General features: G+C 72.9%; 17 protein-coding genes. 11 read left to right on the top strand and 6 right to left on the bottom strand.

Annotated elements, in window-relative coordinates; translation table 11 throughout:
• Positions 1-16: 16 nt before the first annotated feature.
• From ACWGJ5_RS00315 to ACWGJ5_RS00330, 4 genes are all read right to left on the bottom strand, one after another.
• Positions 17-2,332: an FAD-binding and (Fe-S)-binding domain-containing protein gene (locus ACWGJ5_RS00315; protein WP_453307554.1), complete on the bottom strand. Its 2,316-nt coding sequence runs from the start codon at positions 2,330-2,332 to the stop codon at positions 17-19.
• Positions 2,329-3,531: an anhydro-N-acetylmuramic acid kinase gene (locus tag ACWGJ5_RS00320; protein ID WP_453307555.1), complete on the bottom strand. Its 1,203-nt coding sequence runs from the start codon at positions 3,529-3,531 to the stop codon at positions 2,329-2,331. The genes ACWGJ5_RS00315 and ACWGJ5_RS00320 overlap by 4 nt, the downstream gene beginning before the upstream one ends.
• Before the next feature lie 132 nt (positions 3,532-3,663).
• Positions 3,664-5,235, bottom strand: coding sequence for a sodium:solute symporter (locus ACWGJ5_RS00325; protein ID WP_453307556.1), 1,572 nt, complete (start codon positions 5,233-5,235; stop codon positions 3,664-3,666).
• 8 nt (positions 5,236-5,243) lie between these two features.
• Positions 5,244-6,116 (bottom strand): N-acetylglucosamine kinase, encoded by an 873-nt coding sequence (locus ACWGJ5_RS00330; protein WP_453307557.1) that lies wholly within the window; start codon positions 6,114-6,116, stop codon positions 5,244-5,246.
• Between the two features lie 273 nt (positions 6,117-6,389).
• Here ACWGJ5_RS00330 and ACWGJ5_RS00335 point away from each other — a divergent pair, with 273 nt between their 5' ends.
• Together ACWGJ5_RS00335 and panD are read left to right on the top strand one after the other, a co-directional pair.
• Complete coding sequence (locus ACWGJ5_RS00335; RefSeq protein WP_453307558.1) at positions 6,390-6,995, top strand: CGNR zinc finger domain-containing protein; 606 nt, start codon at positions 6,390-6,392, stop codon at positions 6,993-6,995.
• Between the two features lie 751 nt (positions 6,996-7,746).
• Entirely contained in the window at positions 7,747-8,166 is a 420-nt protein-coding gene (gene panD, locus ACWGJ5_RS00340; protein WP_228619529.1) for an aspartate 1-decarboxylase, read from the top strand.
• Between the two features lie 558 nt (positions 8,167-8,724).
• On the opposite strand, the gene gndA is transcribed toward panD, so the two are convergent.
• Positions 8,725-10,164: an NADP-dependent phosphogluconate dehydrogenase gene (gndA, locus tag ACWGJ5_RS00345; RefSeq protein WP_453307559.1), complete on the bottom strand. Its 1,440-nt coding sequence runs from the start codon at positions 10,162-10,164 to the stop codon at positions 8,725-8,727.
• 272 nt (positions 10,165-10,436) lie between these two features.
• Between gndA and ACWGJ5_RS00350 the strand changes: the two genes are divergently transcribed.
• The gene (locus ACWGJ5_RS00350; RefSeq protein WP_453307560.1) at positions 10,437-11,576 is read left to right on the top strand and encodes a transglycosylase family protein; all 1,140 of its coding nucleotides are present in this window, start codon (positions 10,437-10,439) and stop codon (positions 11,574-11,576) included.
• Here ACWGJ5_RS00350 and ACWGJ5_RS00355 read toward each other — a convergent pair.
• Entirely contained in the window at positions 11,566-12,738 is a 1,173-nt protein-coding gene (locus ACWGJ5_RS00355) for a DMT family transporter (RefSeq protein ID WP_453307561.1), read from the bottom strand. The two genes, ACWGJ5_RS00350 and ACWGJ5_RS00355, sit on opposite strands and share 11 nt — an antisense overlap.
• Before the next feature lie 228 nt (positions 12,739-12,966).
• On the opposite strand from ACWGJ5_RS00355, the gene ACWGJ5_RS00360 reads away from it, so the two are divergent.
• The 8 genes from ACWGJ5_RS00360 (at position 12,967) to ACWGJ5_RS00395 (ending at position 20,902) form a co-directional block, all read left to right on the top strand.
• Entirely contained in the window at positions 12,967-13,716 is a 750-nt protein-coding gene (locus tag ACWGJ5_RS00360) for a (2Fe-2S)-binding protein (RefSeq protein WP_453307562.1), read from the top strand.
• Positions 13,717-13,756: 40 nt separating this feature from the next.
• Positions 13,757-14,908 carry a glycogen synthase gene (glgA, locus tag ACWGJ5_RS00365; RefSeq protein WP_453307563.1) on the top strand — a complete coding sequence of 384 codons (1,152 nt, stop codon included), beginning with the start codon at positions 13,757-13,759 and terminating at the stop codon, positions 14,906-14,908.
• A gap of 50 nt (positions 14,909-14,958) precedes the next feature.
• A complete protein-coding gene (glgC, locus tag ACWGJ5_RS00370) occupies positions 14,959-16,179 on the top strand; it encodes a glucose-1-phosphate adenylyltransferase (RefSeq protein WP_453307564.1) in 1,221 nt (406 codons plus the stop codon).
• Between the two features lie 16 nt (positions 16,180-16,195).
• A complete protein-coding gene (locus ACWGJ5_RS00375) occupies positions 16,196-16,486 on the top strand; it encodes a hypothetical protein (RefSeq protein ID WP_453307565.1) in 291 nt (96 codons plus the stop codon).
• Positions 16,487-16,496: 10 nt separating this feature from the next.
• Complete coding sequence (locus ACWGJ5_RS00380) at positions 16,497-16,820, top strand: hypothetical protein (RefSeq protein WP_453307566.1); 324 nt, start codon at positions 16,497-16,499, stop codon at positions 16,818-16,820.
• An 11-nt stretch (positions 16,821-16,831) separates the two neighbouring features.
• Entirely contained in the window at positions 16,832-16,963 is a 132-nt protein-coding gene (locus ACWGJ5_RS00385; protein WP_453307567.1) for a hypothetical protein, read from the top strand.
• Between the two features lie 128 nt (positions 16,964-17,091).
• Entirely contained in the window at positions 17,092-19,413 is a 2,322-nt protein-coding gene (locus tag ACWGJ5_RS00390) for a GH92 family glycosyl hydrolase (protein WP_453307568.1), read from the top strand.
• Positions 19,414-19,570: 157 nt separating this feature from the next.
• Positions 19,571-20,902, top strand: a complete 1,332-nt coding sequence (locus ACWGJ5_RS00395) for a wax ester/triacylglycerol synthase family O-acyltransferase (protein WP_453307569.1) — start codon at positions 19,571-19,573, stop codon at positions 20,900-20,902.
• Positions 20,903-21,151: the final 249 nt, after the last annotated feature.

Consider the following 21,151-nt stretch of genomic DNA (forward strand, 5'->3'; position numbering starts at 1 on the left):
GCGGTGCCCGGCGGTGTTAGCCCTTGGACTGCCAGGGGGTGCCGCAGCACAGGCCGGTCAGACCCTCGGGCACGACGACGGGGACGCCCGCCCGGTCGCACAGGCGCAGGAAGGCTGCCGCCGCCCCGTCGGAGGTGCCCTCCGCGGCGAAGACGCTGCCGATGCAGGCGGCGAAGAACACCGCCCGCGCCGCGGCGGGCCGCCGGGGAGTGGGCCGGGCCGGGCCGCCGCGCGGGATGTCGTCGGCCCAGGCGGGCACCAGTTCCCCCGCCCCGAGCCGGCGCACGGCGCCGGTGGCGGCGCGTACGGCCGGGGCGGGCGCGGCGTGCGCCGTGTTGAGTGCGGCACGCGCACCCTTGACCGTGGCCGCCCAGTGCCGGGCCGTCGCGCTGCCGGCGCGCTGAGCGGTGGCGCCATGGCGTTCGGCGCGCAGGCGCTTCATCACCGCGCCGGTGTCGATGGTGACCGGGCACGCGGTGACGCAGAGGCTCTCGGCCGCGCAGCTGTCGACGGCCGCGTAGGCGTAGTCGGCTTCCAGGGCGCGGCGGCGTTCGTCGTCGCCGGCGGCGGTGGCGAGCGCGATCTCGCGCTGCAGGACGATGCGCTGACGGGGCGTCGTGGTGGCGTCCGCCGTGGGGCGGACGGGTTCGCAGTAACCGCACTCGACGCACGCGTCGACGGCGGGGTCGACCTCGGGAACGCTCTTGAGTCTGCGCAGGTGCGCGGCCGGGTCGTCCTCCAGGAGCACACCCGGGTTGAGCACGCCGTGCGGGTCGCACAGCCGCTTCAACTCGCGCATGACGTCGTGCAGTTCGTCGCCATACTGACGGCGGACGAAGGGGGCCATCGCCCGGCCGGTGCCGTCCTCGGCCTTCAGTGTGCCGCCGGCGTCCAGGACGAGGTCGACCATGGCGTCGGTGAACCGGGCGTAGCGCTCGATCTCCGGGGCGGAGTCGAAGTCCTGGGTGAGCATGAAGTGCAGGTTGCCGTCGCGGGCGTGGCCGAAGATCACCGCGTGCTGGTAGCCGTGCCGGTCGAAGAGGCCGATCAGGCCCTCGCAGGTGCGGGTCAGCCGGTCCATCGGCACCGCGATGTCCTCCAGTAGCGCGGTGGTGCCGGGACGGCGCGCTCCCGCGACCGCCGTGTACAGGCCCATGCGCAGGTGCCAGAGGCGGGCCCTGACGTGCGGGTCGCGGACGAGCCCGGTCCCGGTGACGGCGGGCAGGCGGTCCAGGACCGGCTGGGCCGTGGCCACCCTCGCCGCCAGCTCCTCGGCGCTGTCCTCGGCGAACTCCACCAGCAGCGCCGCGTGCTGCTCCACGCGCAGACCGCGCAGCTCGTCCACGGGGTCCGGGGACTGCTGCGGCACGCGCAGCGAGGCCGCGTCGAGGAGTTCGGCGGTGCGGGCGCCGACGGCCAGCAGCGCGGGCAGCGCGTCGGTGGCCTCGGCGAGGCCGGGCAGCACCAGCAGGGCGGTGGCGGTGTGCGGCAGGACGGGTACGGTGCGGAAGGCGGCCTCCCCGACGAAGCCGAGGGTGCCCTCGCTGCCGATCATGAGATGGGCGAGGATGTCGGCGGGATCGTCGTGGTCCAGGAACGAGTTGAGGCCGTAGCCCATGGTGTTCTTCATCGAGAACAGCCGCTCGATGGTGGCGCGCGAGCCCGCCGAGGGGCGCACGCGGTCGCGCAACCGGAGCAATCCCGCGTGCAGTTCGGACTCGCGGGCGCGCAGCGCCTGGTCCGCGTCGGGCGTCGCGGTGTCGACGACGGTGCCCGAGGGCAGCACGAACTGCAGGGACTCCATGGTCCGGTAGGCGTTGTCCCGGGTGCCGCAGTTCATGCCGCTGGAGTTGTTGGCGACCAGGCCGCCGATGGTGCACGCGGACTCGCTGGCCGGGTCGGGGCCGAGCCTGCGTCCGTACCGGGCGAGCCGCGTGTTCGCCTGACGCACCGTCAGCCCCGGTTGCAGGCGAACGCGCAGGCCGTCGTCGAGGACCTCGGCGCTGCGCCAGTGGCTGCGGACGTCCACGAGGATGCCGTCGCCGCCCGCCTGCCCCGCCAGGCTGGTGCCGCCCGAGCGCAGCGTCAGCGGCACACCGGCCGCACGGGCCCCGGCCATCAGCGCGCCCACCTCGGCAGCGGAGGCGGCGCGCACGACGGCGTGCGGCGTGAAGAGGTACGGCGAGGCGTCGTGCGCGGCGGCGACCCTGCGGGGCATGTCGGTGGTCACCCGGGCCGGGTCGCCGACGCACGCGGCCAGCAGCTCGGCCAGGCCGGCGGCCCGCTCCGGGAGGGCCGGTGCGGCAGGGGGTGTGGGGGCGGTGCGGCTCATGAGTCCTCGCTGCTGGGCGATTCCGTGGGTAGAGGGGCGACGCGCAGCAGGCGCGGCGGCTGTACGGCGGGTTCGGGCAGGCGCAACGGCGCCGAACCGGGGGTGATGCTGCCGAGCAGCGTGGCCCGGCGGGCGCCGGTGCCCGAGGGCAGGGTGCCGGGCAGTCCGTGCATCGTGAGGAAGCCGAGGACGGCGAAGGCCAGGGCCTCCTTGGCGTCGGAGGGCAGGCCCAGGTCGTCACTGGGGCGCAGCCGCACGCCGGGCATTTCCTCCGCGATCATGCGCATGAGCACCGGGTTGCGGGTGCCGCCGCCGGAGACGACGAGCTCGGTGACCCCGTGGGCGCGGCAGGCGTCTGCGACGGTGACGGCGGTGAGCCGGGTCAGGGTGGCCACGACGTCGTCGGGGTCCGGGGTGGGCACCGACTGCAGCGCCCGCTGCAGGTAGGGCAGGTGGAAGTGCTCCTTGCCGGTGCTCTTCGGGGCCGGCCTGCGGTAGTAGGGGTCGTCCAGGAGGGCGCTCAGCAGGTGCGGGCTGGTCCGGCCGGCGGCGGCCCTGCGTCCGCCCTCGTCATAGGTGGCGGCGCCGGCGGTGAAGTGCCGTACGGCCGCGTCCAGCAGGGCGTTGGCGGGGCCGGTGTCGAAGGCCAGCGGTTCGGCGCCGGGTGCGAGGACGGTGACGTTGGCGATGCCGCCGAGGTTCAGCGCGGCGGGCGTGCCGGGCAGGGCGCGCAGCAGCAGGGTGTCGGTCATGCCGACCAGCGGGGCGCCCTGCCCGCCGGCGGCCACGTCCCGGCTGCGCAGGTCGGAGACGACCGGGAGCCCGGTGGCCTCGGCGATCCAGGCGGGCTGGCCGAGTTGGAGGGTGCCGCGGACCGTGCCGTGCTCGACCCAGTGGTGCATGGTCTGCCCGTGCGAGACCACGAGGTCGGCGGTGCCGTCGCACAGCTCGCGCAGCGCGCGTCCGGCGGCGTCGGCGAAGGCCTGGCCGACGCCGGTGTCCAGGGCGCAGACGGCCTGCGTGGTCGTCGCGGCCGGCGGCAGGGTGGCGCTGATCAGGTTCCTCAGGTCGTCCGGGTAGGGCACGGAGAGGTGTCCGAGGGGCCGCAGGAGCAGGGTGTCGCCGTCCAGGGCGAGGTCTGCGGCGGCCGCCTCGATGGCGTCGTAGGAGGTGCCCGACATCAGGCCGATGACACGCACAGCGCCTCCCGGTGCCTCTTCCGGCGCGTGGTCGGGGTCGGACGGCGCTGCGGCATGGCTTCTCCCGGGGGTGTCGGGCGGGACGGGTGCGGGGCCGCCGAGGCGACCCCGCACCGAATGGCGCGTGCGCCGTCAGTCGAGGCCGACGGCCGCGGCGACGGGGTCGGTGCCGGGGCCCGTCTCGCCGTCGTTCACCGGGATCGCCGCGATCTCGGGGGCGCGGTGGAACAGGCTCATCAGGCCGCCGACGACCAGGGTGATGACCACGCCGAGCGGTACGAGCCACTGGGCGGCGATCGCGGTCGGCACGGTGGCACCGGCCACCGTGACGTCGATCTTGACGTTGCGCACGATGTAGGTCATCACGCCGACCGTCACCAGGAAGGCCACGACGGAGTCGATCTCGTTGGCGCGCCGGACGAGGCGCCCGAGCAGGAACGCGCCGAGCAGAGCGCCGTAGGTGTAGCCCGCGATCGTCAGACCCGTCAGATAGACGTTGCCGGTGCTGGTGCTGAAGGCACAGGCGAAGACCGCCATCAGCACCGCCCACGCCAGCGTCATCACCCGCGCGAGCTTCAGCAGCGACTCCTCGGACGGCATGCTGCGGAAGAAGCTGTGGATGATGTCGGCGACCGTCGAGTTCGACATGGAGTTCAGGGCCGAGGACAGCGAGCCCATCGCGGCGCCGAGAATGCCCGCCACGAGCAGACCGGAGATCACCACGGGCAGCCCGTGCAGGATGAACTGCGGGTAGAGGTTGTCAGAGCTGGCCAGGCCGAGCGCCTTGAAGTCCTTGCCCTGGTTGTACGACCACAGGAGGGCGCCGACGAAGGAGAAGGCGGCGAACTGGAGGGTGACGAAGACGCCGGAGGCGATGATGGCCTTCTGGCCGTCGCGCAGCGAGCGGGTGGCCAGGACGCGCTGGACGATCAGCTGGTCGGATCCGTGGCTGGCCATGGCGAAGATGGCGCCGCCGATGATCGCGGTCGGCATGGCGAAGGGGCTGGTCAGGATGTGCGCCGGGTCGAAGTTGGTGTCGAACAGCTTGAAGTGGCCACTGTGCAGCGCCTGCGAGAAACCGGAGCCGCCGACGTGGCCGGACAGCACGGCGATGGCGAGGATCGCACCGCCCAGGTACAGGCCCATCTGGATGGCGTCCGTCCAGATGACGGCCTTGATGCCGCCGAGGTAGGTGTAGACGACGGTGATCAACGTGAGCACGATGATGATCAGCCGGTAGCTCGCGTGCACACCGAACTCGTCGAGCAGCAGCTTGATCGGGATGGCGGAGGCGAACAGCCGGACGCCCTCCGCGAGGAGCCGGGTGAAGACGAACGTCACCGAGGCGAGCCCCTGCAGCTTCAGCCCGAATCTGCTGCCCAGGTACTGGTAGGCGCTGACGAAGCCGCCGCGCTTGTACAGGGGGATCAGCACGGTGGCCACGACGACGCGGCCGATGACGTAGCCGAGGGCCAGTTCGACGTTCCCGAAGCCCTGTCCGCTGTACGCGCCGCCGGGCACGCTGATGACGGTGAGCACGCTGGTCTCGGTGGCCACCACGGAGAACGAGACCGTCCACCACGGCATGCTGCCTTCGCCGACGAAGTAGTCCTTCGAGGTGCTCTGCCGGCCGGCCAGGCGCAGTCCGATCACGGCGATCGCCACCAAATAGACGACGATCACCACGAGGTCGAGTTGACGCACGGTCACTCCTAAGCAACGGCCGGCGGGGGTACCGGCGGGGTGGGGACAGGGGGGAGGGGCGCCGCCCGCCTTACGCGGACGACGTGTGGCTCGTGCGGCGCGCGGGCGTCCACAGCCAGCAGGCGCGCACCGTCCAGCGGTGGCCCGAGCGGGGACCGTAGACGCAGGGGGCGCGGGAAGCCGGCCAGTGCCGAGCGCAGCGGCCCGAGGAGCGGTTCGCCCAGGCCGGTGAGCCCGCCGGTGATGGCGACGGAGCGGGCTTCGCCGCCGATCCGGCGGGCGGCGGCGAGCACGGCCTCGCCGAGTGCGCCGGCGGCGTCACGGATGAGCGCCGAGGCGGCGGTGTCGCCCGCTGCGGCCAGGTGCGCGACGTCCGGGGCGAAGGACGCGGCGATGCGGGCGGGGTTGCCGTCGCGGCCGATGGCCACAGGCAGCCGGTCCGGCTCGCCGAAGCGTTCGACGGCAGCGGCGAGCAGCGCGGTGTCCGGGCCGCGTCCGTCGTGGGCCCGCAGCGCGGCCCGCAGGCCGGCGGCGCCGATCCAGGCGCCGCTGCCCTCGTCGCCGAGCCAGGGACCCCATCCGTCGACCCGGGCGTACGACCCGTCGTCCCCGATGCCGATGGCGACGGAGCCGGTGCCGATCGCGAGAACCACGCCGGTGCGGCCGCCGAGGGCGCCCGCGTGGGCGGTGACGGCGTCGCTGGTGACGGCCACCTCGTCCGTGGGCAGGTCCGCGAGGAGCAGGCTGGCCAGGGCGCGGGCCGCCTCCGGCGCGGCGGCCGCCCCCGCCGCGCCCACGCAGACCGCCGCCGGCCGCGGCGCGGGCTCCCGTTCGAGGAGAGGGAGTACGGCGGCGAGTACGGCGGCGTGGGCCGCCGCCACTCCGTTCTCGGCAGCCGACTGGTTCCGCCGTCATCTCTCACCCACCTCATAGCGGAGCTGTATCAGTCCGACGAAGCGATAGCCGACCAGGCGACGCTTCTGTTCACCGGACGGGTTTGCGGTGGCACAGCCCCGGAAGAGCAGGCTATGACATGCGCCTGGACCGAGCGGGATGACGCGAATGGCTCGGTCGCTTTAGACTTAAGAAGTAATAAGTGAAATGATTATGGAAATGTCGGCGTAGTGGGCCACACCATGAGGAAAGAGCAGAGAATGTCCTGGACTGCGACGGTCCGGTACGACCTGGAGCCCGCCCCAGGCGGGCTGGCCTTCGTACAGGACCTGCTCAACACGCTGTCCGCCGGCCGACCGCGCCGGCCCGACCTGCTGGAGTCCGTCGAGGACGCCGGCGCGTGGCTCGACCAGGCGCTGGAGAGCTGGAGCGGCGCGACCCACCGGCCCGCACCCGGCATCGACCTGACAGCCGAGGACGTACAGGGGCTGCGTGACTTGCGCCATGACCTGAACCGGCTCGTGCAGGCGCCGACGAGTGAGTCGTCACCTGAGACCGGCCCTGCGGCTTCGCTCATGACGCTGCCCACGGCTCTACGGCTCGACGAGCACGGCCGCATCCAAGCCGAACCGCGCGGCACAGGGTGGCGCCAGGTCGCGTCGCTCGCCCTCATCGAGGCCTACCAGGCCCAGTGCACCGACACTCTGCGCCGCCTGAAGACGTGCCGGAACCCACGTTGCGCGACGTCGTTCTACGACCGCTCCCGCAACAACAGTGGCGTCTGGCATGACGTCCGCATCTGTGGCAACGCGGCCAACCTGCGCAACTATCGTGCCCGCAAGCGCGCAGGCACCGAGCGGACCTGACCAGCGGCTGGTCACGTCGCAGGACAAGAGCCGTCTGCTTGCGCGGTCGTAGCGTTTGCGATGGAGCGTGCCCGCATGCCTGCGGGGCCTTGGCGAGTAGGAGACGTACCGCTGGGCAGGGTGGCGCAGCGGCGGGCTCTCCATGAGCGAGACGTTCCTCGGGCCGGGCCCGCCCGCCTGAGGCACCGGGCAGCGGACCGAGCGCCTTGTCGCGCGCCGACGGCCTGGTTACGCGCGGGTCGAACTTGCCCCGGGCGTCGGACCAACGGCGAGGCCGACTCGACCGACAGCGATCATTCCCACCCCGTCCTCGGACACGATGCCGAGGACGCAGACGTCGGCCTCCGCGCCGCAGCGCCACCAGCGCAGGCCGGTACCCGGTGAAGGACGACGGCCGACAAGGGGACGATCCGCAGCGGCGCTTTGGACTTCTCTTGCGAGCGCGTGGATGGCTCCGTCGACGCGCGCACCATCGCCCGCCTCGGATCGCGAGTGTTGAAGTCCGGCATGCCGAATGTGGTCGAGCGCTTCCTGGTCGATGCGCAATGGTGGGGCCGGTGAAGGCCACCAACGTTGTGGCGGACGACCTTCTCATGCCACTGGCGCGCCGTCAGAAAAGTCAGCAACGGGTCAGCGTGAGTCCTCGAACACCCGGCGACAGCTGACCGCACACGCGAAACGTTGTAGCCTCCGAGCATCGCCCTTGACCTGCAACAAGCGGGCAGGGAGCAGACAAACCGGGAGTTTCTCCGTGCTTCGTACAATGTTCAAATCCAAGATCCACCGCGCCACCGTCACCCAGGCCGACCTGCACTACGTGGGATCGGTGACCATCGACGCCGACCTGCTGGACGCCGCCGACCTGCTGCCGGGTGAGCTGGTGCACATCGTCGACATCGCCAACGGCGCCCGGCTGGAGACGTACGTCATCGAGGGCGAGCGCGGGTCCGGGGTGATCGGGATCAACGGGGCGGCCGCCCATCTCGTGCATCCCGGGGACCTGGTGATCATCATCAGCTACGCCCAGGTCACCGACGCCGAGGCACGGGAGCTGAAGCCGCGCGTCGTGCATGTCGACGCCGGCAACCGGATCGTCTCCCTCGGCGCCGACCCCTCCGAGCCGGTGCCCGGCACGGACCAGGAGCGCAGCCCGCAGGCCGTCCGGGCCTGAGCCGCGAGCCGGCCGCCCTCGCCGGGTGCGAGGGCGGCCCGTGGCTCTGGGCGGGCGGCGGCTCGTCCTGTCGGGTGAGTGGCCGCGCGGGGGTCGGGTAGGCGGGGGAGTAGTCCAGAGGCGACGTTCAGCGACTGCCCGGAGGACGCCATGACGAACCCGCATCCCTCCCCGGTCTCCCCGGGACAGACACCGGGTCCGGGTCCCACCACACCGGACCCCTACCCGAGCCCCGTGCCTCCGCCCGAGCCGGGCCCCCAGCCGACCCCACCCCCACCGGGCCCCCAGCCCACACCACCGCCACCGGGCCCCGACCCGACTCCGCCCCCGGCACCCCCGGCACCCGGCCCGCCGGAGCCGTCACCGTCTCCGATCCCGCCCGGCCCGGAACCCGTACCGAACCCCGAGCCGGGCCCACCCCTCACCTGACAACGCCGGGCACGCATGCGCCCGGAAGGGGCGCGGGGCCCTGTCGATATGCGGCTCCGCCGCGTGGGCGCGACCAGCGACGCATCCGCACACGCCGGCCGAGGGTCCCCCCGCCCCCAGGCGAACGCCTCAGGCGGACACCTCCGACCGATCCCCACCCCACAAGGTGTGGAACGAACCCTCCCGGTCCATCCTCCGGTACGTGTGCGCCCCGAAGAAGTCCCGCTGCCCCTGCGTCAAAGCCGCCGGCAGGCGCCGTGCCCGCAGCGCGTCGTAGTACGCCAGCGCCGCCGCGAAGCCGGGCGTCGGCACCCCCTGCTGTGTCGCGGCGATCAGCACCTCGCGCCAGTCGTCCTGCGCCTCGGCGATCTCGCGCGCGAAGGTCTCGTCCGACAGCAGGCTCGGCAGATCGGCGCGGGCGTCGTACGCGGCGCGGATCCGGTCCAGGAACGCGGCCCGGATGATGCAGCCGCCCCGCCAGATCGAGGCCACCGCGCCGAGGTCGATGTCCCAGCCGTACTCCTCGCTGCCCGCGGCGATCTCGTGGAAGCCCTGCGTGTACGACACGATCTTGGACGCGTACAGCGCCTGCTCCACCCGGTCCGCGAAGGCGGCCGCCTCCTCCTTGCCCAGCGGTACGGCGTTCGGGCCCGCCAGCCCCTGCGAGGCCTCGCGGAGCTTCGCGTGACCGGACAGCGAGCGCGCGAAGACGGCCTCGGCGATGCCGGACACCGGAACGCCCAGGTCCAGCGCGATCTGGACGGTCCAGCGGCCGGTGCCCTTCTGCTCGGCCTGGTCGACCACCACGTCCACGAACGGCTTGCCCGTCGCCGCGTCCACGTGGGACAGGACCTCGGCCGTGATCTCGATCAGGTACGAGTCGAGGCGGCCCGTGTTCCACGTACGGAAGATCTCCGCGATCTCGGCGGGGGAGTACCCGGCGACATCGCGCAGCAGCTGGTAGGCCTCGCCGATCAGCTGCATGTCGGCGTACTCGATGCCGTTGTGGACCATCTTCACGAAGTGTCCGGCGCCGTCGGGACCGCAGTGCGTGACGCAGGGCGCGCCGTCCTTCGCCTTCGCGGAGATCTTCTCCAGCATCGGGCCCAGCGACGCGTACGATTCCGTCGAGCCGCCCGGCATGATGCTCGGCCCGTGCAGCGCGCCCTCCTCGCCGCCGGAGATGCCCGTGCCGACGAAGTGGATGCCCCGCTCGCGCAGCTCCCGCTCCCGGCGCCGGGTGTCCGCGAAGTGCGCGTTGCCGCCGTCGATGATCATGTCGCCGGGTTCCAGGAGCGGCGCGAACTCCTGGATCACCGCGTCCGTCGGCTCGCCCGCCTTCACCATGATCACCAGGCGGCGCGGGCGCTCCAGCGCCGCCACGAACTCCTCTGCGGTCTCGGCCCCGATGAAGTCACCCTCGTTCCCGAACTCCTCCACCAGCGCCTTCATCCGCGTCGCCGTACGGTTGTGCACGGCGACCGTGTAGCCGTTGCGGGCGAAGTTCCGGGCGAGGTTGCGGCCCATGACCGCGAGGCCCGTGACACCGATCTGCGCTGAAGTGCTCATACCGCCTGCTCCCTAGCTGCCTCGTGACTACGGCTCCGTCAGTACGGGTCCTCGCCCATCCTTACGTGCCGCCACGGCGAGCGCACATCCGACCCGCCATGCCTTTGTACGCACGCACGCCGCCCTCGGCCTCAGTCTCCGGCGATCCGGGCCAAGCGGGGGCCGTTCCCGGCCACTTGGGCGGTGCGGGAGGCCGGTTTTCCGTCTTGTCATGGCCTGTTCGCGGCGCTTACTTTTGCCCCCTCCTGACGCATGCCGAGGGGAATTCGGACATGGCCGTACGCGGCCGGCATCGCCGGTACCAGCCGAACAGGATCAACCGCGCCTCACTCACGGTCACGGCGGGCGGCGCCGGCCTCGCGATCCCGCTGGTCGCCGCCGGCACGGCCGACGCGGCCGACGCCTCCACCTGGAACAAGGTCGCCGCCTGCGAGTCCAGTGGTAACTGGAGCATCAACACGGGCAACGGCTACTACGGCGGCCTGCAGTTCACCCAGTCCACCTGGGAGGCGTACGGCGGCACCCGGTACGCCCCGCGCGCCGACCTCGCGACCGGGGACCAGCAGATCGCCGTCGCCGAGAAGGTCCTCGACGGGCAGGGGCCGGGCGCCTGGCCGGTCTGCTCGGTGCGGGCCGGGCTGACCCGGGGGGACGCGGACCCAGGCGTGCACACCGACAGCACCACCGTGCGCCCCGCGAAGAGCGCCGCACTGAAGGACGTACAGGCGCACACCACCCCGCAGTCCCGCGCGGGCCGGGCCGAGATGTACACCGTGGTGCATGGCGACACCCTCTCCGGCATCGCCGACGAGCACCACGTCCGCGGCGGCTGGCGCGGGCTGTACGCCCGCAACCGCACGACGGTCGGCGCCGATCCCGATCTGATCCTGCCGGGCCAGCGGCTCAGCCTGCGCGGTACCGCCGCCGGCACCAAGTCCCCGGAGAAGAAGGACCCTTCGGAGCACCGGACCGCACCGCACCGGACCAAGACCACCAAGAGCACCGGCCGTACGCTCGTCCCCCCGGTCGACGCGCCCATCGGCACCGGCTACCGCGTGGCCGGCTCGCACTGGTCGAAGGGCTACCACACCGGCGTCGACTTCCTCGTGCCGACCGGCACCTCCGTGCAGGCCGCGGAGGCCGGGCAGGTGGTGGCCGCGGGCTGGGGCGGCGCCTACGGCTACCAGGTGGTGATCCGGCACGCCGACGGCCGCTACACCCAGTACGGCCACCTGTCGGCCATCTCGGCACGGATCGGGCAGAACGTCGCCGCGGGCCAGCGCATCGGCCGCTCCGGAGCCACCGGGAACGTCACCGGCCCGCACCTGCACTTCGAGGTGCGGACCGGACCCGGCTTCGGTACGGACATCGACCCGCTCGCCTATCTGCGGGCCGGCGGCGTCAGGATCTGAGGCACGTGCCGTGCGCGTCGAGGACCGGCAGCGGTGCCCCGACGCACGCGGGCAGCGCGAGGTACGACGCGGGGAGCGAGCGGGCGTCCGGCGCTTCGCCGCAGCCGCCCGGGCCCGGAACCAGGCCGCCGCGCGGTCCTGGGACCAGGCCGGCGCCCGGACCCGGCACGAGCATCTCCCGCGGCACCGGCGCGTCGGACGCGCCGTCGGCCCCGGGAACGCGCCGTCCCGGCTCGGCCTGTGCCGCCGCCCGTCGCTGCTGGGGCAGGTCCGGGAGCGCTTCCGCGGCGGAGACCGGTTCCGGGCCGCCGTCCAACAGGGCGGGCGGCTCGGCCCGCTCGATCCGCTCGGTCGTCAGCATGATCAGGCCGCCGGCCGCGACCACCCCGCAGCTCACGGCGAGCGCGGTGCCCGCGCCGCCGTAGCGGAACGTCTCGCCGAACATCAGGATGCCGACGGCGGCCGCCAGCACCGGATTGACGACGGTGAGCGTGGCCAGCGGCGCGGCGAGGCCACCGCCCCGGTAGGAGGCCTGCGACACCAGGACACCGGCGACGGCGAACAGGGCGATCACCGCGAGGGACGGCAGGTCGCCCAGGTCGATGCCGTGCGTCCAGTCGACGGCGACGGTCTTGGTGAACACCGACGACATGCCGAACGCTATGCCGGAGGCGGTGGCGAGCAGCACGCTGCGCACCGCCGGGTGCCGGTGCGCGGCCCTGCCCGCACACATCAGCGCCACGACCGCGCCGCCCGTGACCAGGGCCACCGCCACCCGCTGGGCCGCGTCGAGGGAGTGGCTGTCGGAGGAGCCGACCAGGGCCAGCAGCCCGGCGAGGCCCACGGTGGCCATGACCGCGCCGCGCCAGGCGGTCGTCCCGGCCGCGCGGCCGACGCACAGCGCCGCCATGGGCAGGGCGAACACGATGGTCAGCGCGCCGAGCGGCTGTACGAGGCTGAGCGGGCCGTAGGCCAGCGCCACCACGTGCAGCACGCCGCCGAGACCGTTCAGCGCCAGGGATCCCCACCAGCCGGGCCGCCGCAGCGGCAGGTACGCGCTGCCGGGGGAGGAGAGCGCCACCTGCTCCTGCACGATCGCGCCGGCCGCGTAGGCGAGGGCGGACACGAACGAGAGCAGCACGGACAAGGCGAGGGCGCTCATCGGCGTCTCCTCTGCGGGCGGCGAGGGCCCTGAGCCCGGCGCGACGTACGGTCGGCTTCCATGGCCAACACTCTGCCCGGCCGCCCTCTTCCCGTCGTCGTCCCTGAGCACGCAATGCGTCCTACTGCCGATGGAGTACACCCGTCGCGCGATCATCCTCGCGGCGGGTGACGCGAGACGGACACCCCGTGCAGGGCCCGGGGAACGCGCCTGGTAGCAGTACTCGTTGTGGACCTCGACCCTGCTCTCGCCGCCCTCCGCCCGCTCGGCGGCTTCTTCGTCCTGCGGACGGTCCCGGGCCCGGCCGGACCCGCCGGCGGACCGGATCCCGGGCAACTGCCGACCCTCGCCGAGACCTACGAACGGGTGACGTCGGATCCGTTGGCGGTGCGGGTGGCGGTGGTCGCGGACCGGCTCGGCACCCGCGAGCCACGCGTGGCAGCCTCCATCGCCCAGCAGGGCCTGGCCGCCCGATTGTGGTCGGCGGCCCTCGGCTGCGCCGCCCTGTACGGCCGGCTGCCCGACCTCGACCCGCGCCTGCTGCGCTGGGATCCGCTCGCCCCCGCCCCCGAGGACCTGTACCTGTCCGAGCTGCGCCCGCGGCCCGGCGACGCCGCCGGCCTGGCCGCCGCCGTGCTGCACGGACACCTGGAACCCCTGGCGGAGGCCCTGAGCGCCGGCTACGGCAGCGCTCCCGGACTGCTGTGGGGCAACGCGGGCTCAGCGCTCGCCGGAGCGGCCCGGCAACTGGACCACTGGGCCCGCGCGCACGACCGTACGGACGTGGCCGGACGGGTCCGCGCCCTGACGGACGCGCTGTTCGCGCACCCCCTCCTGCGCACCACCGGCACCCGCGCCGGCACCGCCTTCCGCCGCCGCAGCTGCTGCCTGTACTACCGGGTGCCCGGCGGCGGGGTCTGCGGCGACTGTTGCTTCACCCGGCCGCCGCGCTCTTCCCCAGGGGCCGCTTCTGGGTGACCATGAAGGGAACCTGCCGCAGGTACAAGGGGGTTGTCAGGTGCGTGTGGGACTGCTGACCCGGGAGTACCCCCCGGACGTGTACGGCGGCGCCGGTGTCCATGTGGAGTTCCTGGCCCGGGAGCTGGCCTCCCTGGTGGACCTGGAGGTGCACTGCTGGGGCGAGGGCCGCGGCGTCGGCGTCGTACGCCACCGCTCCTGGTCCGCGCTCGACGGCTCCAACGACGCGTTGCGCACCTTCTCCGTGGACCTGTCCATCGCCGCCGCCCTCGAAGGCCGCGAACTCGTCCACTCCCACACCTGGTACGCGAATCTCGCCGGCCACTTCGCCAAGCTCCTGTACGGCGTCCCGCACGTGCTCACCGCCCACTCGCTGGAGCCGCTGCGGCCCTGGAAGGCCGAGCAACTGGGCGGCGGATACGCGCTGTCGAGCTGGGCCGAACGCACCGCCGTCGAGGCCGCCGACGCGGTGATCGCCGTGTCCGGCGCCATGCGCGAGGACATCCTCGCCTGCTACCCGGCGCTCGACCCGGCCCGCGTCCACGTCGTGCACAACGGCATCGACACCCACCTCTACCGGCCCGACCGCGGCACCGACGCCCTCACCCGGCACGGCATCGACCCCGCCCGCCCGTACGTCCTGTTCGTCGGCCGCATCACCCGCCAGAAGGGCGTGCCCCATCTGCTGTGCGCGGTACGGGACATCGACCCGGGCGTCCAGGTCGTGCTGTGCGCGGGCGCCCCCGACACCCCCGAGATCGACCGCGAGTTCCGCGAGCTGTTCGAGGAGCTGTGCCGCATCCGCGCGGGCGTGTTCTGGATCCCGCAGATGCTGCCGCGCCCCGAGGTGATCCAACTCCTCACCCGGGCGGCCGTGTTCGTCTGCCCGTCGGTGTACGAACCCCTCGGCATCGTCAACCTGGAGGCGATGGCCTGCGGCACCCCGGTCGTGGCCTCCCGGGTCGGGGGGATCCCGGAGGTCGTGGACGACGGCCGCACCGGTGTGCTGGTCGACGTGGACGAGGAGTTCGAGACGCGTCTCGCGGGTGCCCTGGACGCCGTCCTCGGCGACCCGGAGGCGGCCACGCGGATGGGGGAGGCCGGACGGGAGCGCGCGGTGGGGGAGTTCGGCTGGGACGCGGTGGCCCGGCGCACGACCGCGCTGTACGAGGAGATCCTCAAGCAGGCTTAGTCCCGTCCGCTCGGGGCAGCCATGGTTCAACCAGGGTGAGGGGAGCGGCCATGCGTCGTGGAGGGCCTTCCGTACTCGGGATCGTACTGGCGGGCGGTGAGGGAAAGCGGCTGATGCCGCTGACCGCCGACCGCGCCAAGCCAGCCGTCACCTTCGGCGGCACCTACCGCCTCGTCGACTTCGTCCTGTCCAACCTCGTCAACGCCGACGTGCTGCGCATCTGTGTGCTGACCCAGTACAAGTCGCACTCGCTGGACAGGCACATCACCACCACCTGGCGGATGTCCAGCCTGCTCGGCAACTACGTCACACCGGTCCCGGCCCAGCAGCGGCTCGGCCCGCGCTGGTACCTGGGCAGCGCCGACGCGATCCTGCAGTCGCTGAACCTGATCCATGACGAACAGCCCGAGTACGTGGCCGTGTTCGGCGCCGACCACGTCTACCGCATGGATCCGCGGCAGATGCTCGCGCAGCACATCGACGGCGGGGCCGGCGTGACGGTGGCCGGCATCCGGGTGCCGCGCGTGGAGTCCTCGTCCTTCGGGGTGATCACGCCGGGTTCGGACGGCCGTACGGTGCAGCGCTTCCTGGAGAAGCCCGCCGATCCGCCGGGCCTGGCGGACGACCCGGAGACCGTCTTCGCATCGATGGGCAACTACGTCTTCACCACCAAGGCCCTGATCGAGGCGCTGCACCGGGACGCCGAGGACGAGCAGTCGGTGCACGACATGGGCGGTTCGATCCTGCCCCAGCTCACCCTGCGCGGCGAGGCCCAGCTGTACGACTTCGGCGAGAACCACGTGCCCGGCGAGACCACCCGTGACCAGGGCTACTGGCGGGACGTGGGCACCCTGGACGCCTACTACGAGGCGCACATGGACCTCATCGCCGAGCGGCCCGCGTTCAACCTGTACAACCGCCAGTGGCCCATCTACACCCACTCGGGCCAGCTCTCGCCGGCCCGCTTCAGCGCGGGTGGCATCGCGAGCGAGTCCATCGTCAGCGCGGGGTGCCTGATCCGCGGTCAGGTCACCCGGTCGGTGCTCTCCCCGGGCGTACGGGTCGACCCGGGCGCGGTGGTCCAGGGCTCGGTGCTGCACGACAACGTGCGCATAGGCCGGGGCGCGGTGGTGCGCGGTGCCGTCCTGGACAAGAACGTCGAGGTCCCGCCCGGCGCGACCATCGGCGTCAACCCGGAACGGGACACCGAGCTGTACACCGTGTCCAAGGGCGGGGTGATCGCCCTCGGGAAGGGGCAGCGGGTGCCCTAGGGATAGAGTCCGCGGCATGCGATGCGCCATATGCGGTTCCGACCGGCTGAGCCCGGTCGGCGAGCTCTTCTCGGGGGAGAGGCGGTTCGAGCGGCTGCGGCTGAGGTTCCGCCGACCGGGAATGTTCAAGCCCCGGCCGGAGTTCGTGGCCTCCCTCGGGCGCGCCTGCCGCGACTGCGGAGCCCTGTTCCCCTTCCTCACGGAGTACGACCGGCGGGAACTGGACGCCGCGGCCGAGGATCTGATCGAGCTCGAGGACGTCGTCCCGGAACCACACCCCTGGGACCCGCCCGGCAGCGCGGGTTAGGGGCGGCCCCGTGTCCGATGCGGCCGCGCTGGTGTTCCGGCCCGCGACCCGAGCCGGCCTGTCCGCCGTTCTCGCGCTGCCGGCCGACGAGGAGAGGGTCGTGGGCCCGGCGGCCATCGAGGTGACGGAGGCCTGCGAACGCGCCTTCGCGGCGATCGAGCAGGACCCGCGCAACGAGGTGCCGGTCCCCGCCGAGGCCGGCACCGGCACGGTCGTGGGCTGTCTGCAGGCGACGTACGTCCCGGGCCTCGGCAAGGGCGGTGCCGAGCGGGCGCTGATCGAGGTGGTGCGCATCCGCGCGGACCGGCGCGGCGGCGGCTCGGCCGGAGCCTGATGGAGCGGGCCGTGGCACGGCCACGCGCGCGAGGCTGCCGACTCGTCCAGCTCACCAGCGACAAGAGCCGTGCGGACGCGCACCGCTTCCACGCCGCACCGGGCTTCGCCCGCAGCCACGAGGGGTTCACGCAGGCTCTCTGACGGACTGTCATCATCCGGCCCGTGCCGGGCGCGACGCGTTTGATCCGATCGCCGTACCTTGCCCGGATCTGAGTCGTTCGACCTTCAGGATTCAGACATCGATGTCGAACCTGCGGAGGTCATGCGACATGAGAGGGACCCGGCGCACGCGGCTGTGCCTGGCCGGGGTGATGGCAGCGTCCACGCTGATCGCCACCCCCGCCGCACGGGCCGCCCAGCGGACCGACGGCCACCTCACCGACCTGGTCAACCCGTTCATCGGGAGCCAGGACGAGGGCAACACCTTCCCCGGTGCGGCCGTGCCCTTCGGCATGGTGCAGTTCTCCCCGGACACCGGGCACAACACCGGCTACGACTACACACAGAACCGCATCCGCGGCTTCTCCCTGGTCCACCTCTCGGGCGTCGGCTGCCGCATCGGCGGCGACCTGCCCGTGCTGCCCACCACCGGCGAGGTCACGCAGACGGACTACACCCGGTACGCGGCCGGCTTCTCGCACCAGGACGAAACGGCGAGCCCCGGCTACTACCGGGTCGGCCTCTCCTCGGGCATCCGTGCCGAGCTGACCGCGACCGAGCGCACCGGCGTGCAGCGCTACACCTTCCCCGCCACCGACAAGGCCAACGTCCTGCTGAACGCGGCCCAGTCGCTGCACAAGGGGGTCTCCAGCTCCGTCGAGATCCTCGACGACCACACCGTGCGCACCGAGATCACCGGGCACGGCTTCTGCCGGGACACCGGCCCCTACACGGTCCACACGATCACCCGCTTCAGCCGGCCCTTCACCGCATACGGCACCTGGGACGGCGGGACGCTCACCCCGGGCTCCCGCAGCGGACCCGGCGGCGCCTACGTCCGCTTCGACACCACCAAGGACCGCACGGTCGAGGCGACCACCGCCCTGTCGTACGTCGACGCGCGCGGCGCGGCCGGCAACCTGGCCGCCGAGGGCGCACGGTCCTTCGAGGCGGTGCGCGAGCGGGCCCGCGAGGCGTGGGAGAGGCGGCTGGCCGCCGTCCGCGTCCAGGGCGGCACGAGTGCGCTGCGGCGGACCTTCTACTCCTCGCTGTACCGGTCCTTCCTCGCGCCGAACGCCGGCAGCGACGCCGACGGCCGCTACTTCGGCTGGGACCGCCGTGTCCACCGGGCCCAGGGCTTCACGTACTACCAGAACTGGTCGCTGTGGGACACCTACCGCACCCAGGCCCAGCTCCTCGCGCTCCTCGCCCCGCGCGAGGCGCGGGACATGGCCCGCTCGGTCCTCGCGGTCGACGAGGACGGCGGCTGGCTGCCCAAGTGGGGCTACGGCCCGGTCGAGACGAACATCATGAGCGGCGACCCGGTCACCCCGTTCCTGACCACGGCCTACCAGACGGGGCTGCTCAAGGGCTTCGAGGAGCGGGTCTACCGCGCGCTGAAGAAGAACGCCGACGGCGTTCCTCCGGTCGTGTATCCGGGCATCGGCCGGGAGGCCAACGCCGAGTACCTCGCGCACGGCTTCGCCCCGTTCGACAAGGACCGGCCGTACGCCAAGATGGGCGACTCCGACTACCACCACGGTGCCTCCGTCACGCTGGAGTACGCCCTCGCCGACGCCATGCTGGCCCAGATGGCGCGCGGCCTCGGCCACGACGCCGACGCCGCCCGCTACGCGGCACGGGCGCAGAACTACCGGAACATCTTCGACCCCACGACCCGCTTCTTCCGGGCCCGCGACACCTCCGGCGCCTTCACCGGCTCGGCCGACCCGGCGCTCGGCACCGGCTTCCACGAGGGCACCGCCTGGCAGTACCAGTGGCTCGTGCCGCAGGACGTGCCCGGCATGGTGCGGCTCATCGGCGGCGAGCGCGCGGCCAACGACCGGCTGGACGCCTTCTTCGCCTACGACCGGCTGCTCGCCGACCCGGCGAAGACGGCCCGCGAGGTGTGGGTGCACGGCGACGCGTACGCGTACTACAACGCCGACAAGTACAACCCGATGAACGAGCCCGACCTCATCGCGCCGTACACCTACCTGGCCACCGGTCAGCCGTGGAAGACCACCGACGTGGTGCACGCCGCCCTGACCCTCTTCACCGACGGGCCCACCGGCATCACCGGCAACGACGACCTGGGCACCATGTCCGCCTGGAACGTGCTGTCGTCCATCGGCCTGTTCCCGATCCAGCCCGGCTACGGCACCTGGGGCCTGTCCACACCGGTCTTCGACCGCGTCGACCTCGCCCTGGACCGCCGCTACTGGCCGGGCGGCCGGCTGACCGTCGCCGCGCCCGGCACCTCCGCCACCGACCGCTACATCCAGACCGTCCGCACCGACGGAACACCGCACGGCCAGACCTATCTGACGACGGGTGCGCTGCGCTCCCTGCGCTCGCTCGCGTTCACGGTCGGCCCGCGCCCGTCTGAGTGGGGTACGTCACCCGGCTCGGCGCAACCCGTGCTGAAGTGACCTCACGTTCCACCTGCGTCCCGTCTCTTTCGGAGGAGGCGGGACTTAATCTGCTGTTAACTGAGCGTAGCCTGATCGTACTTGACCGTAATCGGGCGGCAGAGATTGACTGCGAGTGACTTCAGATCCGCCCGTCGTCGACGCGTGAGGCAAGCCCTTGACTTCCGACCTGCTCGCTCCCCTGGACCTGGCGTTCTGGAACATCGAGTCCGACCGGCATCCGATGCACCTCGGCGCGCTCGGCATCTTCGGCGCGCACTCGCCCACCGCCGGTGCCCATGCCGCCGACCTGCTCGCCGCCCGCGCCGCCGCCGTGCCCGGGCTTCGCCTGCGCATCCGCGACGTGTGGCAGCCGCTCGCCTTCGGCAGCGCCACCCGTGAGCCCGACCCGGACTTCGACCCGCTGAACCACGTCCGGCTGCACGCCCCGACCCCCGACTTCCACGCCGTCGCCGGCCGGCTCATGGAGCGCCCGCTGGAGCGGGGCCGGCCGCCGTGGGAGGCGCATGTGCTGCCCGGCGAGGACGGGATGTCCTTCGCCGTGCTGTTCAAGTTCCACCACGCCCTCGCCGACGGGCTGCGCGCGCTGAAGCTCGCCGCCGGCGTCCTCGACCCGGTGGACCTGCCCGAGCGGGCGCCGCGCGCCATCGAGCCGCCGCGCGGGCTGCTGTCCGACGTGCGCAAGCTGCCGGGGCTCGTCCCCGGGCTGGTCAAGGGCGCGCTGTCCGACGTGGGCCGGGCCCTGGACATCGGCGCCTCCCTCGCCCGGTCCACCCTCGGCATGCGGCCCGTCTCCGCGCTCACCTCCGCCTCGACCGGCACCCGTCGCACCGCCGGGGTCGTCTTCGACATCGACGACGTGCACCGTGTGCGCAAGACCGCCGGCGGCACCGTCAACGACGTGCTGATCGCCGTCGTCGCCGGGGCCCTGCGCCGCTGGCTGGAGGAACGCGGCGACTGCACGAAGGGCGTGGCGCCCCGCGCGCTCATCCCCGTCTCCCGGCGGCGCCCGCGCACCGCGCACCCACAGGGCAACCGGCTCTCCGGCTATCTGATACGGCTCCCGGTGGACGAGTCGGATCCGCTCGGCCGGCTCGGGACCGTGCGCACCGCGATGCTCCGCAACAAGGACGCGGGGCCGAACCGGGGCGCGGGTGCGGTGGCGCTGCTCGCCGATCACGTCCCGGCCCTCGGCCACCGGCTCGGCGGGCCGCTCGTCGGGCAGGCGGCCCGGCTGTGGTTCGACATCCTCGTCACCAGCGTGCCGCTGCCGGGGCTGGGGCTGCGGCTGGGCGGGCACGAACTGAGCGAGGTGTACCCGCTGGCGCCGCTCGCACCGGGGCAGTCGCTGGCGGTGGCCATCTCCACGTATCGCGGCCGTGTCCACTACGGGCTGGTCGCCGATGCGCAGGCCGTGCCGGACCTCGACCGGTTCGCTCACGCGGTGTCGGCCGAGGTGTCGACGCTGCTGGCGGCGTGCGACGTCTGATACGGCCTCCGGCCGGGACGGGGTTCCCGTCCGCACCCGTGCGGCTCTCGTCGCCGGGTGCGGGTGGCCCCCGCGGTGCGGGTGCGCCGTCGGCGGCCGCGGCTGGTCGGGGGCGGGGAGGGCGTTGCGGTGTAGGTGAGGGGGACGGCGCCGGTGCGGCGGAGGGGCAGGGCGAGCGGGTGGGTTTCGCTGCTGGTCCGTGCGGGTTTGGCGGTAGGCCGGTGAGCTCCGTAAAATTCCCCGTTCGAA

Source organism: Streptomyces sp. NPDC054783 (assembly GCF_053611725.1).